Genomic DNA, 12,553 nt, shown 5'->3' on the forward strand with positions numbered 1-12,553 from the left:
TCAGACGATCGGTTCGTGGACGGTGACCAGCTTGGTGCCGTCCGGGAAGGTGGCCTCGACCTGAACGTCGTGGATCATCTCGGGGATGCCGTCCATGACGTCGTCGCGGGTGAGGACCTTCCGGCCGGAGGCCATCAGTTCGGCCACGGTCCGGCCGTCGCGGGCGCCTTCCAGAAGGTGCGACGTGATCAGCGCGATCGCCTCGGGGTGATTCAGCCGCAGTCCGCGCGCCCGGCGCTTCTCTGCGACGTCGGCCGCCACGTGGATGAGCAGGCGTTCCTGTTCGTGCGGAGTCAGTTGCACGCTTCCACCCTCTTCGTCTCCCGCCCGGTACCTGCCCCGGACGCAGCGGGACCCTATCCCGCCTTCAACACTCTGTTGAACGAAGAAGAGGATTCCGCGGCCAGGTATTGCACGTTAGGGCGGAAGTTTTTCCGGCGCGTTAACTGATCTTTGACGGATCCATGGACATCAGCCCTCGCAGCCCGTTCTCCAGGACGCGGGGCTCGACTCCGCCGAACAGCGCCTCCTGCGCCATGAATCCCTGAGCGGTGGCGATCATGGTGCGGGCGACATCGTCGGCCGGGACGTCGGAGTGCATGAGACCGGCGGCCCGGTAGGCGTCCACCAGTTTCGCCCAGGCCGCACGCATGCCGGTATAGCCGTCCTCGAGCGTCTTCGCCAGCCGGTCGTTGCGCAGGGTCTCCGCCCACACCTGGACGATGAGCGCGGCACACACGCGCCGCTCCATCCCGTACATCTGCCCCTCGAAGACCCCGCGCAGCACCCTGCCGAGCAGCACGTCGGGAGTGGGCGGCGGGGTGAGCTCCGCGGCGTCCTCGAAGGCGCGCCGGATGCCGCGGAACGCCTCGTCGGCGATGGCCGCGATCAGGTCCTCCTTGCCCGCGAAGTAGCGGTAGACGGCTCCGGCCGACAGCCCGACCTCCTTCAGCACGTCCTGCATCGATGTGCCGTGGAAGCCGTTGCGGGCGAAGCAGCGGGCCGCGCCGGCGAGGATCTGCCGGCGGCGGGCGTCGAGGTGCTCCTGGGATACACGTGCCATGCGAGCAATCTAAAACGAACGTTCCTTCTTGACAAGTGACCGACCCGGAGAGACAGTGACCGTATTCCGTAAAACGAACGATCCTTCTCTTTGAATTGAGGCAGTCGTCATGTCTGCTGCGCCGAACCGCCGCGCGGTCGCGGTCATCCTTCTCGTCCCGCTGATCGTGACGCTCAGCCTCTGGGCGTTCTCCTGGCCTGCCGCCCGGATCGCCCCGCGTGATCTGCCCGTGGGCATCGCGGGTGCCGCACCGGCGGCCGACCAGCTGCAGAGCCGGTTCGAACAGCGCGAGGGCGCCTTCGAGATCCACCGTTACGACGACGAGGCCGCGGCCCGCGACGCGATCGAGGACCGCGTCGTATACGGCGCCGTCGTCGTCACCGGGCAGGGGCCACGGCTGCTCACCGCCTCCGCGGCGAGCCCCGTCGTCTCCCAGCTGCTGACCGAGGCGACCAAGGGCGCGGCCCCCGCAGGGACGGCCGTTCCTGTCACCGACGTCGTCGCGGCACCCGCGGCGGATCCGCGCGGCGCGGCGCTCGGCGCGAGCATCCTCCCGCTGGCCCTCGCCGGCGTCGCCGCCGGAGCGCTGGTGACGGCGATGAAGCTGCGCGGCGGCAGGGCGGTCGTGAGCCTGGCCGGTGCGTCGGCACTGGTGGGTATCGCCGCCGCGGCGGTCGCCCACAGCTGGCTGGGCGTGGTGACGGGCGACTGGTGGACGGAAGCAGGCGCCATCGGACTCACCGTGCTGGCCATCGCCTCGGGCGTAGGAGGCCTCGCGGCACTGTTCGGCTCGAAGGGCATAGGGGTGGGGGCGCTGCTGATGGTGCTGCTCGGCAATTCCTTCTCGGGCGTCACGAGCGCACCCGAACTGCTGCCCGAACCGGTCGGCGCGATCGGCCAGTGGCTCCCGCCGGGCGCGGGCGGCTCACTGCTGAGGTCGGTGGCCTTCTTCGACGGCGCCACGGCGGGCGGGGCCGCACTGACCCTGACGGTCTGGGCCTCGCTCGGTCTGGCAGCCGTACTGATCGGCGGCCGTCGGCAGCCGCAAGCGGGCAGCCCGGCCGAACCCCCCGGACACCGCCGGGAACCGGTCCTCACGGGCTGACGCCTCCCGGACGAGCCGAGCCCCCGCCAGGACAGGTGGGGGCTCGGCTTTTCGTGGTTCGGCGGCAGACAGGGGTGCGGGGTTCTGCGTCAGCGGCCCCGGTCCTCGTGGCCGCGGTGCTCCGCCGCGAGCCCGAACCGGGGCTGTTCGCCTTGAGCGGACGACACGGAGCGGAACGAGGAGACCGAACTGATCACCTGCTCCTCGGCCGCCGCCTCCTGCGCCGCCGCCTCGTCGCTCTCGAGTCGTTGCAGGTCAGCGGCCGAAACCAGGGCCACCAGGGGCTTCCCGTGCCGCGTCACCACGACCCGTTCGCCCCCGTAGACGACGCGGTTGATCAGTTCGGCGAGCTCCGCCCGGGCTTGCGTCACCGGAATCTCGTAGGCCATACCCCCATCATAACCTCCTGTACGTCCTGTACATTTTTTACGTACTGCGATCCGTTGTGGTCAGAGGAGAGGCATCGCCATGTTCCGTCCCGCCGCCCGCTACGTCCTGCCCGAGTTCACCGAGCGCACCGCCTACGGGTCCCAGAGCATGGATCCGTACTCGAAGCTGCTCTCCGAGCGGATCGTCTTTCTCGGCACGCCCGTCGACGACACCGCGGCGACCGACCTGATCGCGCAGTTCATGTACCTGGAGCACGCGGACCCCGACCGACCCCTGTCCCTGTACATCAACTCGCCCGGTGGCACCTTCAACGCCATGACGGCGATCTACGACACCATGCACTACCTCGCCTGCGAGGTGGAGACCTTCTGCCTGGGCCAGGCGGGTGCCGGCGCCGCGGTGCTGCTCGCGGCCGGCGCACCCGGACGCCGACATGCACTGCCGGGCGCCCGGGTAGTCATTCAGCAACCCTCCCTGGACGAGCCGGTGCAGGGTCAGCCCTCCGATCTCGAGATCCAGGCCCGTGAGTTGATGCGGGAGCGCGAGACGCTCACGGCCATGCTGGCCCGGCACACCGGGCGTTCCACACAGGAGATCAGCGCCGCCCTCGAACGGGACACCATCCTCGACGCCCCGGCCGCCCTGGCGTTCGGACTGGTGGACCACGTCATGGAGAACCGCACGCCGTCCCAGCCGCCGCGTCCCTCGAGGTGAACACCCGATGCTCTCACCCCAGTTCCCGCCGCTTCCCGCCCTGACCCGCGCCGAGTCCGAGTTCATCGACTGCTACCTGGAGGTGCTGGACCAGATCGGCCGCATCAACCCCGCCCGTGGCAGCGACACGTACGGAGCGCTCCGCGCGGCACAGGCCCTCGCGTCCCGGGCCACCGCCCTTCGCGACGCCCTCGTGCTGATGCACGAGCGGGGTGAGTCGCAGATCCACGCGCACACCCTGGCCAGGGCACTGCGGCTACTGGACGGCGAGCGTCGCGCCGGACGGGTCGCCGTCCCTCCCGGGTCATCGAGTTGAGCGCTTCGCCGCCCGACTCGACCACAGGACCGGCTTTTCGGTGCGTCTTTTCGACACGCCCGGCCGGCCGATGAGTTTCCCTCGCTCGATCGGCGTAGACGCTCCCCCGCCCGAGGGACGGCCCAACTTGCGCGACAAGCGCGGACACTGAGCGACATCCATCGTTCCGCCCCTGGTGCGCGGCTGGTCCCGCACAGCCGTCGCGGCTCCGGACCGGCCGCGTCCACCCGATCGGATCAGTCGTGACGACTCTCACATATCACCACTTTCACAAGGAAATCCGGCGGCGCGTGAGTAAAGATCCCTGGGACGACAAGCCCCCGCCACCGCGGCGGGGCGGTCCGGGCGGACGCCGAGTCCTGCCGCCGTCCGGATGCCTGGTCGACAGAAGTGGATCGGCAGGAGTGGAGGACCCGAGCGCAACGGGCCGACCGGAGATCCGGACGGCCCTCGGGGTGAAGCCGCTTCGCGCGGCCGGGCAACTTCGCCAGCCCGAACCCGACAGGTCATCCTTCACAGGCGGCTGACGAAGGGTTGCGCATGACTGCGCAGGTTCATGTCCCGTCTCTGTTCGCCCGGGCCGGTACGGCCTCGGTTCTGACATTTGCCGTAGGCACCACCATGATGGCTCCCGGTTTCGTGAACGACGCCGAGGCAGCCGCCCACTCCACGCAGGCGCTCAAGATCGCTGCCTCGAAGAAGGGCGCGCCCTACAGATGGGGCGCCACGGGCCCCCATCGGTTCGACTGCTCCGGGCTCACGCTCTACTCGTTCAAGAAAGCGGGCAAGAAACTACCCCGCACGGCTCAACAGCAGTACAACAAGACCCGCCATATCTCCAGGTCGCAGCGGAAACGCGGCGACCTGGTCTTTTTCCACGCCGGCCGCAGTGTGTACCACGTCGGTATCTACGCCGGCAGCGGGAAGATCTGGCACTCGCCGAAGACCGGTGCCGTGGTGCGGCTGGAGAAGATCTGGTCCGGAAGCGCCTGGTACGGGAGGGTCCGCTGACACTCCTCCCCTCGCGGTTCAGTGCAGCAGGGGGCCCGCCACCAGCACGAGTCCCAGCGCGGTGAGCGCCGTGCCGCTGCCACCCTCGATCACACGGGTGGCACGCGGCCGGCGCAGCCACCGCCCCATACGGTCCACCAGCAGGGCGACGGCCGGGAACCAGACGAGCGCGAGGACGACGACCACCGAGGCCAGCAGCAGCGTCCTGGGCAGGGGCGGACTGCCCTCGGGAACGAACTGGGGCAACAGACTGAGGAAGAGCACCGGGGCCTTCGGATTGAGGGCGTTGGTCAGGAAGCCCTGGCGCAGAGACCTCCCCGGTCCCGGCGCCCTGTCCTCGTCCTCTTCGGTATCGGCCCCGGCCCAAGCCGTGCCCCGTCGCCGCATCGCGTACAGGCCGCTCAGCCCGAGGTAGAGCACGTACGCGCCACCGAGCAGTTGAACGGTGCGGAACAGTGCGGGCACCGTCACGAGCACGGCGGCGAGCCCGGCGGCGGCCAGCGCGGTGTGCACCACGAGCCCTCCGGCCACCCCCACCGCGGTGGCGAGCCCGGACCGCCGGGATGCGAGCGCGTTACGGACGACCACGGTGAAGTCGGCGCCGGGAAGCGCCACCATTCCCGCGGCCACGGCGACGAAGGCGAGCAGTTGTGCGTCCATGGGTCCACCCTGACCGACCGGGGCCCTTAGCATGTACTTGCAATCTTCTGGGTCTGCCAAAAGGAACGCTTAATGTTCGACCCGACACGGCTGGCCGCGCTGGTGGCGGTGTCCGAGGCCGGATCCATCACACGCGCCGCGGCGCGGCTGGGTTACACCGCGCCCGCGCTCTCGCAGCAGCTGGCCAAGCTGGAGAGGGAAGCCGGAACCGCCCTCCTGGTCCGCCACCACCGCGGGGCACGGCTGACCGCCGCCGGTGAGCTGCTGGCGGGGCGGGCCAGACGCGTGCTGGACGAGATGGACCGGGCACGGCACGAGCTGTCCGGGCTCGCGGGGCTGTCGGGCGGGCGGCTACGGGTGGGCACGTTCGTGACGGCGGGGATCCACCTGCTGCCGCCGGTGCTCACCGCCTTCCGGCGTGCCCACCCCGACGTGGAGCTGGCCGTCACGGACTACGAGCCGCCCGCCGGGGTCGCCGCCGTGGCGGCGGGCGATGTGGACCTGGCGCTGACCCACGCGTACGAGCCTGCGACCGCCGACCCCCTGCCGGCGGGGGTGTCCGCCGAGCCGCTGCTCGTCGAGGAACTGGTGCTGGTCACCGCACTCGGCCAGATGCTGGCCGAGGGCAGCGGCCCGCTGCCTGTGGCCGAGCTCGCGGGCCGCCCGCTGATCAGCAGCGCGCCCGGTCACCCTCCTCGGCGCGGAGTGGAGCGTGCGCTGGCCGAAGCGGGCGCCACCCCCGCGGTGGTGTGCGAGTCTCCCGGTTACGCACTGGTCTGCGCCCTGGTCAGCGCGGGCATCGGCGTCGCCGTGGTTCCGGAGATGGTGGCCGCGATGTCCCCGGCGCCGCTCGCCGTCCGGCGCCTGGAACCCGCGGCCTTCCGGCGGACGATCTCCGTGGCGCACCGAGGAGACAGAAACACCGCTGCGGCGACGACGCTGATGGCACTGCTGCGCAGCGGCTTCGGCCGGGCCTCGGCCGTCTGAGGGCGGCCCTGCCCCTCGCGGGCGGCCATGTTCTGCGCGGGCGGCCATGTTCTGCGCGGGCGGCCCGCCCGACGGTGTCAGGCCTGCGCGGGAACCGGCCAGGGAAGAGCGATCGACACGGTCTTGCCCCCGTCCGGGGTGGGGCTGACGCTGAGCCGGCCGCCGTGCTCCTTCGTCAGGGCCCGGATGATCACCATGCCGCGGCCGTTGTCCTGGCGGACCGCGGCGGGCAGCCGCTGGGGCCAGCGGGGATGACTGTCCGTCACGCCGAGATAGAACTCCACGTCCCGGTCGAGACGGAGGTCCACGGTGAAGGTGGGTGACTGCCCGAAGGTGTGCTGCACGGCGTTGGTGGCGAGTTCCGAGACGATCAGCCGGATGGTGTCGGCGGTGTCCCCGTCCTCGGCGAGGCCCCATTCGGCGAGCACCCCGGCCACATATCTCCGGGCCGTGGAGACCGAGGCCGGATCGCTCGGCAGAGTGACGGTTGCTTCCTGATGGTCTGCCATGGCGACGCCGTCCCTTTCCTGCCCCGACCGCCCCGTGGCCGGCCTGGATTGTGCTTCGCGCCAGACTGCCACCGATGGCACCCCGGATGACGGCGATCCACCAGGATGTGCATATATCTGTCGCTCATTACGGTGAACTCTGCGCCCTGAGCCGTGCACGGGCGTAACACTGGCCCCTTTCCGAGCCGGACCCGCCCGGGGCGGCTCTCCGTACGAACGGGAGGAGGCCGCGATGCGCAACGGACCTGCGGTACGCCGTCGCAAGCTCGGCGAGGAACTGCGCAGCCTGCGTCACACCTCGGGACTCACGAGCCGGGACGCCGCCGGGATGCTGGGCTGGCACCAGTCGAAGGTGAGCCGGATCGAGACGGGGGCCAGCGGGGTGACACCCCGTGACGTGACTCGGCTCCTGGATGCCTACGGCGTGGACGACCGGCAGTTACGTTCCCTGCTCCAGACGCTCGCCGGGTCGGCCGGCGGAGGCGGGAGCGGCTGGTGGCATGCCTATCGCGGACTCATTCCGCCCCAGTACCGCGACTTCATCAGCCTGGAGTCCCAGGCCGACGCCGCACGCACGCTCGAGACCTCGGTGGTCCCGGGCCTGCTGCAGACCGCCGACTACGCGCGAGCGGTGACCCGGTCCTCGCTGGACGGGCTGCCGCCCGCACAGCTCGACTCCCTGGTGGAGGTCAGACTCGCCCGCCAGAGCGTTCTCCACGCGCCCCGGCCGCTGCGGCTCAGCGCCGTACTCGACGAGGCCGTACTGCGGCGTGGGGTCGGTGGCACCCAGGTCATGGAGGCGCAGCTGCGCCATCTGGCGCAGGCCGCACAACTGCCGCACGTGACGCTCCAGTTACTGCCGTTCGAGGCCGGGAGCTATATCGGCCTCACCGGACCTTTCGTTATCTTCTCCTTTCCGAACACTTCTGATCTGGATGTGGTCGTTCTTGACCACTTGACGAGTAGTCTCTATCTGGAGCGGAGAGAAGACCTTGAGGCGTACAGCTCGGCCTTCCGCACGATGCAGGCTCACGCGCTGTCGCCGGAGCGTTCGCTGGACCTGATCGCCGCACTAGGCCGCGGCGATCAGGCGGAACCTTCAGACTGCCCGAGGGGGGCACGATGTCCGACCGTTTCGCACAGCCCGCACCCAGGTGGCGGCGCAGCAGCCGCAGCACCGGAATGAACAACTGCGTGGAGACCGCGCCGCTCGGCGGTGGCCGGCTCGCGGTACGGGACTCCAAGAACACCGGCCTGCCGCCGCTCCGCTTCTCGGTGACGGCGTGGACGTCCTTCGTCGCCGGTCTGCACGGCGCCCCGGTCAGCTGACGGCCGGCGGCGCCGTCGTGAGGACCGTGCTCACGGCGGTCGTGATCTGATCCTGCGTCAGGTCGGCCCGGGCGGTCAGCCGCAGCCGGGAGATCCCGTCAGGCACCGACGGCGGCCGGAAACAGCCCACCGCGAGCCCCGCCGAGCGGCAGTCGGCGGCCCAGCGCACCGCCGACTCCGCCGAGGGCGCGCGCACCGACACCACGGCGGCGTCGGGGCGCACCGCGGTCAGTCCGGCCGCTGTGAGCCGGCCGTGCAGTTCGAAGGCGACCGCCCCGGCCCTCGCCGCGCGCGCGGGTTCGCGGCGCAGCAGGCGCAGAGCGCCCAGTGCCGCGCCGACGGCCGCCGGAGCGAGACCCGTGTCGAAGATGAACGTACGGGCCGTGTTGACCAGATGGTGGATGACCCGGGCGGGGCCGAGTACCGCTCCGCCCTGGCTGCCGAGCGACTTGGAGAGGGTGAGCGTGGCCACGACCCCCTCGCCACCCGCCAAGCCGGCGGCCGCGAGCGCGCCGCGCCCGCCCTCGCCCAGGACCCCCAGTCCGTGCGCGTCGTCCACGAGGAGGGCCGCGCCCGCGTCGCGGCAGACGTCGGCCAGTCCGGCCAGCGGGGCCGCGTCCCCGTCCACCGAGAACACGGAGTCGGTCACGGCCAGAGCGCGTCCGTCGTGCGTGCGGAGCGCCTTCCGCACTGCCTCGGGGTCCGCGTGCGGCACGACGGCGGTGGCGCCCCGGGCGAGCCGGCAGCCGTCGACGATCGAGGCGTGGTTACCCGCGTCGGACACGATCAGCGAGTCGTGTCCGGAGAGCGCCGTGAGGGCGGCGAGGTTGGCCGCGTAACCGGACGAGAAGACCAGGGCGGCTTCGAACCCGCAGAAGTCGGCGAGCTCGCGCTCGAGTTCGGCGTGCAGTGCGGTGGAACCGGTGACGAGCCGCGAGCCGGTGGCCCCCGCGCCCCATGTCCGTGCCGCCTCGGCGGCGGCCGAGGTGACCTCCGGGTTCCGGCTCAGACCCAGGTAGTCGTTGCTCGCCAGGTCCAGCAGCTCCGTCCCGGCGTGCCGGGGGCGCAGCGTCCGGACGAGTCCGGCGTCGGCACGGCGCCGGGCCTCGTCGTCGATCCAGTCGAACGGGGCATAGGACATGAGCGGGTCCCTTTTGTAGGCAGCTCACAGACCCTAACCGGGTGCGCAACAGGCCAGGGTGTGGCAATACACACAGCATCGACCGGCTCTACTGTCCGGTTCCTCCTTGGCCGAAGGCGGTGCCGTACGTAAGGATCGACGCCATGGACCTGCTGAATACGCTGGTGGACAAGGGGCTGCGGCGCGAACTGCCGACCCGCGACGAAGCGCTCGCCGTACTGGCGACCTCCGACGACGAACTGCTCGACGTGGTGGCCGCGGCCGGAAAGGTACGCCGTCAGTGGTTCGGGCGGCGGGTGAAGCTCAACTATCTGGTGAACCTGAAGTCCGGGCTCTGCCCCGAGGACTGCTCGTACTGTTCGCAGCGGCTCGGATCCACGGCGGGGATCCTCAAGTACACCTGGCTGAAGCCGGACGAGGCGTCGAAGGCCGCCGCCGCCGGGGTGGCCGGCGGCGCGAAGCGCGTCTGCCTGGTGGCGAGCGGCCGGGGGCCGACGGACCGGGATGTCGACCGGGTGTCGCAGACCATCGAGGCGATCAAGGGGCAGCACGAGGACGTCGAGGTGTGCGCGTGCCTCGGCCTGCTCTCACAGGGCCAGGCCGACCGGCTGAGGTCGGCGGGCGCCGACGCGTACAACCACAACCTCAACACCTCGGAGGGGACGTACGGGGAGATCACGACCACCCACACCTATGCCGACCGGGTGGACACCGTCCAGCAGGCCCAGGCCGCCGGGCTCTCGGCGTGCTCGGGGCTGATCGCGGGGATGGGTGAGACCGACGCCGACCTGGTGGACGTCGTGTTCTCGCTGCGCGAGCTGGACCCGGACTCCGTGCCGGTGAACTTCCTGATTCCGATCGAGGGCACCCCGCTCGCCAAGGAGTGGCACCTCACCCCCCAGCGGTGCCTGCGCATTCTCGCGATGGTCCGGTTCGTCTGCCCGGACGTCGAGGTGCGGCTCGCGGGCGGGCGCGAGGTCCATCTGCGCTCGATGCAGCCGCTCGCACTGAACCTGGCCAACTCGATCTTCCTGGGCGACTACCTGACCACCGAGGGCCAGTCGGGCCAGTCCGACCTCGACATGATCGCGGACGCCGGCTTCGAGGTGGAGGGCGCGGACACGACGACGCTCCCCGAGCACCGCGCCCCCACGGGAGGCGGCTGCGCTTCGCACGAGGGCGGCTGCGCTCCGTGCGGCGACACCGCCGAGAACGTTCCGGAGTCGTCCGAGGTACGTGCGGCGCGTACGGATCTGGTGGCGGTCCGCCGTCGCGGTACCGGAACGGACCTCGCGCCCAATGCCTGATCCGCTCCGCCCCGCCGAACTCCGCGCCCTGGACCGGGCTCACGTCTGGCACCCCTACGGCCCGATGCCGGGCCGGCAGGAGCCGCTGGTCGTGGAGTCCGCGTCCGGGGTGCGTCTCCGGCTCGCCGAACCCGCCGAAGGCCGGCACGAGTTGGTGGACGGCATGTCGTCCTGGTGGTCGGCGGTCCACGGCTACAACCATCCGGTGCTCAACGAGGCCGCCCGCGGCCAGCTGGACCGGATGAGCCATGTGATGTTCGGCGGGCTCACGCACGAGCCCGCCGTCCGGCTGGCGACCCGGCTCGTGGAGATCACTCCGGAACCGCTGCAGCACGTCTTCCTCGCCGATTCCGGGTCGGTCTCCGTCGAGGTCGCGGTGAAGATGTGCCTTCAGTACTGGCGTTCGGCGGGGCGGCCCGCCAAGCACCGGCTGCTGACCTGGCGCGGCGGATACCACGGGGACACTTGGCAGCCGATGTCCGTGTGCGACCCCGAGGGCGGGATGCACGAGCTGTGGTCGGGGTCCCTCCCCCGGCAGATCTTCGCGGACGCCCCTCCGGACGGCTTCGATGCCGAGCCGGACGACGCCTACATCAGGCATCTGCGGAACCTGATAGCCGCACACGCCGACGAGCTGGCAGCGGTGATCGTGGAGCCCGTGGTCCAGGGGGCGGGTGGGATGCGCTTCCACTCCCCCGCCTATCTGCGGGTGCTCCGGGAGGCGTGCGACGAGAACGACGTGCTGCTGGTGTTCGACGAGATCGCGACGGGCTTCGGCCGCACCGGGCAGTTGTTCGCGGCCGGGCACGCCGGGGTGTCACCGGATGTCATGTGCGTCGGCAAGGCGCTGACCGGCGGCTATCTCACGCTCGCGGCGACCTTGTGCACCTCGCGGGTGGCGGAGGGCATCTCCAGCGGAGACGTGCCGGTGCTGGCGCACGGGCCTACGTTCATGGGCAATCCACTCGCCTCCGCGGTGGCTTGCGCCTCCGTCGACCTCCTGCTGGGCCAGGACTGGGAGCTGGAGGTGAAGCGGATCGGCGCGGGGCTGCGCCTGGGGCTGGCCGAGGCCGCAGATGCGCCGGGCGTGCGGGACGTGCGGGTGCTGGGAGCGATCGGCGTCGTACAGCTCGATCACGACGTGGACATGGAGGCCGCGACACGGGCCGCGGTCCGCGAGGGCGTGTGGCTGCGCCCGTTCCGCGATCTCGTGTACACGATGCCGCCGTATGTGACCGGCGACGACGATGTGGCACGGATCTGCCGGGCCGTGTGCGCCGCGGCGAGGGAGGGCTGAGATGACGATCCTCGTGGTGACGGGTACGGGCACCGAGATCGGCAAGACGATCGTGACCGCGGCGGTGGCGGCCGCCTACCGTGACCTCCGGGTCGCGGTGCTGAAGCCCGCCCAGACGGGTCTCGCGCCGGGCGAACCTGGAGACGCCGCCGAGGTGGCGCGGCTGGCCGGCGCTCATGTGACCGCGGTGGAACTGGCCCGGTTCCCTGAGCCGTTGGCACCTGAGACAGCGGCACGCCGGGCAGGTCTCATGCCCGTACGCCCGTACGAGATCGCCGAGGCCGCCCAGAAGCTGGCGACGGAGCACGACCTGGTGCTGGTCGAGGGAGCGGGCGGTCTGCTCGTCCGTTACGACGAGCAGGGGGCCACGCTCGCGGACGCCGCGCGGCTGATGGGGGCGCCCGTGCTGGTGGTGGCACCCGCAGGCCTGGGCACCCTCAACGCCACCGCTCTGACGACGGAGGCGCTGCGCTCGCGAGGACTCACGTGTCCCGGAGTGGTGGTGGGGAGCATGCCGGCCGATCCTGATCTGGCGTCCCGGTGCAACATCGACGACCTTCCGGTCGCCGCTGGCGCCGCGCTGCTCGGCGCGGTGCCGGCCGGCGCGGGGGCGCTGGAACCGGCCGACTTCCGTGCGCGGGCCGCGGGCTGGCTGGCACCGGAGCTCGGTGGGAACCGCAGGAACGGCTGAGCGGAGCCGTACGGGGGAGAATCGAAGGAGAGC

The 12,553-nt window shown here is 71.0% G+C and carries 16 protein-coding genes and 1 riboswitch; of the genes, 10 read left to right on the top strand and 6 right to left on the bottom strand.

Annotated features, from left to right (window positions below; translation table 11 throughout):
- Both ACIREO_RS27470 and ACIREO_RS27475 read right to left on the bottom strand, forming a co-directional pair.
- Nucleotides 1-303 (bottom strand): urease subunit gamma, encoded by a 303-nt coding sequence (locus ACIREO_RS27470; protein WP_104790628.1) that lies wholly within the window; start codon nt 301-303, stop codon nt 1-3.
- Between the two features lie 139 nt (nt 304-442).
- Nucleotides 443-1,063, bottom strand: a complete 621-nt coding sequence (locus tag ACIREO_RS27475) for a TetR/AcrR family transcriptional regulator (protein ID WP_404114862.1) — start codon at nt 1,061-1,063, stop codon at nt 443-445.
- Between the two features lie 109 nt (nt 1,064-1,172).
- Between ACIREO_RS27475 and ACIREO_RS27480 the strand changes: the two genes are divergently transcribed.
- Nucleotides 1,173-2,168 carry an ABC transporter permease gene (locus tag ACIREO_RS27480; protein ID WP_404114864.1) on the top strand — a complete coding sequence of 332 codons (996 nt, stop codon included), beginning with the start codon at nt 1,173-1,175 and terminating at the stop codon, nt 2,166-2,168.
- Between the two features lie 89 nt (nt 2,169-2,257).
- Here the strand turns inward: ACIREO_RS27480 and ACIREO_RS27485 are convergent, their stop codons facing one another.
- On the bottom strand, nt 2,258-2,557 hold the full coding sequence (locus ACIREO_RS27485; protein ID WP_404114866.1) for a type II toxin-antitoxin system Phd/YefM family antitoxin: 300 nt from the start codon (nt 2,555-2,557) through the stop codon (nt 2,258-2,260).
- Between the two features lie 79 nt (nt 2,558-2,636).
- Here ACIREO_RS27485 and ACIREO_RS27490 point away from each other — a divergent pair, with 79 nt between their 5' ends.
- The 3 genes from ACIREO_RS27490 to ACIREO_RS27500 all read left to right on the top strand — a co-directional run bounded on the left by ACIREO_RS27490 (nt 2,637) and on the right by ACIREO_RS27500 (nt 4,599).
- On the top strand, nt 2,637-3,272 hold the full coding sequence (locus tag ACIREO_RS27490) for an ATP-dependent Clp protease proteolytic subunit (protein ID WP_404114868.1): 636 nt from the start codon (nt 2,637-2,639) through the stop codon (nt 3,270-3,272).
- A 7-nt stretch (nt 3,273-3,279) separates the two neighbouring features.
- Entirely contained in the window at nt 3,280-3,588 is a 309-nt protein-coding gene (locus ACIREO_RS27495) for a hypothetical protein (protein ID WP_404114871.1), read from the top strand.
- 364 nt (nt 3,589-3,952) lie between these two features.
- Nucleotides 3,953-4,125: riboswitch (cyclic di-AMP (ydaO/yuaA leader) on the top strand.
- Between the two features lie 3 nt (nt 4,126-4,128).
- Complete coding sequence (locus ACIREO_RS27500; protein ID WP_404114874.1) at nt 4,129-4,599, top strand: C40 family peptidase; 471 nt, start codon at nt 4,129-4,131, stop codon at nt 4,597-4,599.
- Between the two features lie 18 nt (nt 4,600-4,617).
- On the opposite strand, the gene ACIREO_RS27505 is transcribed toward ACIREO_RS27500, so the two are convergent.
- On the bottom strand, nt 4,618-5,259 hold the full coding sequence (locus ACIREO_RS27505) for a LysE family translocator (RefSeq protein WP_404114876.1): 642 nt from the start codon (nt 5,257-5,259) through the stop codon (nt 4,618-4,620).
- A gap of 72 nt (nt 5,260-5,331) precedes the next feature.
- On the opposite strand from ACIREO_RS27505, the gene ACIREO_RS27510 reads away from it, so the two are divergent.
- Nucleotides 5,332-6,246, top strand: a complete 915-nt coding sequence (locus tag ACIREO_RS27510) for a LysR family transcriptional regulator (protein ID WP_404114879.1) — start codon at nt 5,332-5,334, stop codon at nt 6,244-6,246.
- Nucleotides 6,247-6,323: 77 nt separating this feature from the next.
- On the opposite strand, the gene ACIREO_RS27515 is transcribed toward ACIREO_RS27510, so the two are convergent.
- A complete protein-coding gene (locus ACIREO_RS27515; protein WP_404114881.1) occupies nt 6,324-6,755 on the bottom strand; it encodes an ATP-binding protein in 432 nt (143 codons plus the stop codon).
- 232 nt (nt 6,756-6,987) lie between these two features.
- On the opposite strand from ACIREO_RS27515, the gene ACIREO_RS27520 reads away from it, so the two are divergent.
- Both ACIREO_RS27520 and ACIREO_RS27525 read left to right on the top strand, forming a co-directional pair.
- Complete coding sequence (locus ACIREO_RS27520; RefSeq protein WP_404114883.1) at nt 6,988-7,941, top strand: helix-turn-helix domain-containing protein; 954 nt, start codon at nt 6,988-6,990, stop codon at nt 7,939-7,941.
- Nucleotides 7,878-8,084 carry a DUF397 domain-containing protein gene (locus ACIREO_RS27525; protein ID WP_404114885.1) on the top strand — a complete coding sequence of 69 codons (207 nt, stop codon included), beginning with the start codon at nt 7,878-7,880 and terminating at the stop codon, nt 8,082-8,084. The genes ACIREO_RS27520 and ACIREO_RS27525 overlap by 64 nt, the downstream gene beginning before the upstream one ends.
- On the opposite strand, the gene ACIREO_RS27530 is transcribed toward ACIREO_RS27525, so the two are convergent.
- Nucleotides 8,077-9,225, bottom strand: coding sequence for an 8-amino-7-oxononanoate synthase (locus ACIREO_RS27530; protein WP_404114887.1), 1,149 nt, complete (start codon nt 9,223-9,225; stop codon nt 8,077-8,079). The two genes, ACIREO_RS27525 and ACIREO_RS27530, sit on opposite strands and share 8 nt — an antisense overlap.
- A gap of 143 nt (nt 9,226-9,368) precedes the next feature.
- Between ACIREO_RS27530 and bioB the strand changes: the two genes are divergently transcribed.
- The 3 genes from bioB to bioD are packed head-to-tail and all read left to right on the top strand — an operon-like array spanning nt 9,369 to nt 12,520.
- Nucleotides 9,369-10,532, top strand: a complete 1,164-nt coding sequence (gene bioB / locus ACIREO_RS27535) for a biotin synthase BioB (protein WP_404114889.1) — start codon at nt 9,369-9,371, stop codon at nt 10,530-10,532.
- A complete protein-coding gene (locus ACIREO_RS27540) occupies nt 10,525-11,829 on the top strand; it encodes an adenosylmethionine--8-amino-7-oxononanoate transaminase (RefSeq protein WP_404114892.1) in 1,305 nt (434 codons plus the stop codon). The genes bioB and ACIREO_RS27540 overlap by 8 nt, the downstream gene beginning before the upstream one ends.
- Nucleotide 11,830: 1 nt before the next feature.
- Complete coding sequence (gene bioD, locus ACIREO_RS27545) at nt 11,831-12,520, top strand: dethiobiotin synthase (RefSeq protein ID WP_404114895.1); 690 nt, start codon at nt 11,831-11,833, stop codon at nt 12,518-12,520.
- The last annotated feature ends 33 nt before the right edge of the window (nt 12,521-12,553 follow it).

The organism is Streptomyces sp. NPDC102441 (assembly GCF_044765585.1).
In the GTDB taxonomy this organism is placed as follows: domain Bacteria; phylum Actinomycetota; class Actinomycetes; order Streptomycetales; family Streptomycetaceae; genus Streptomyces.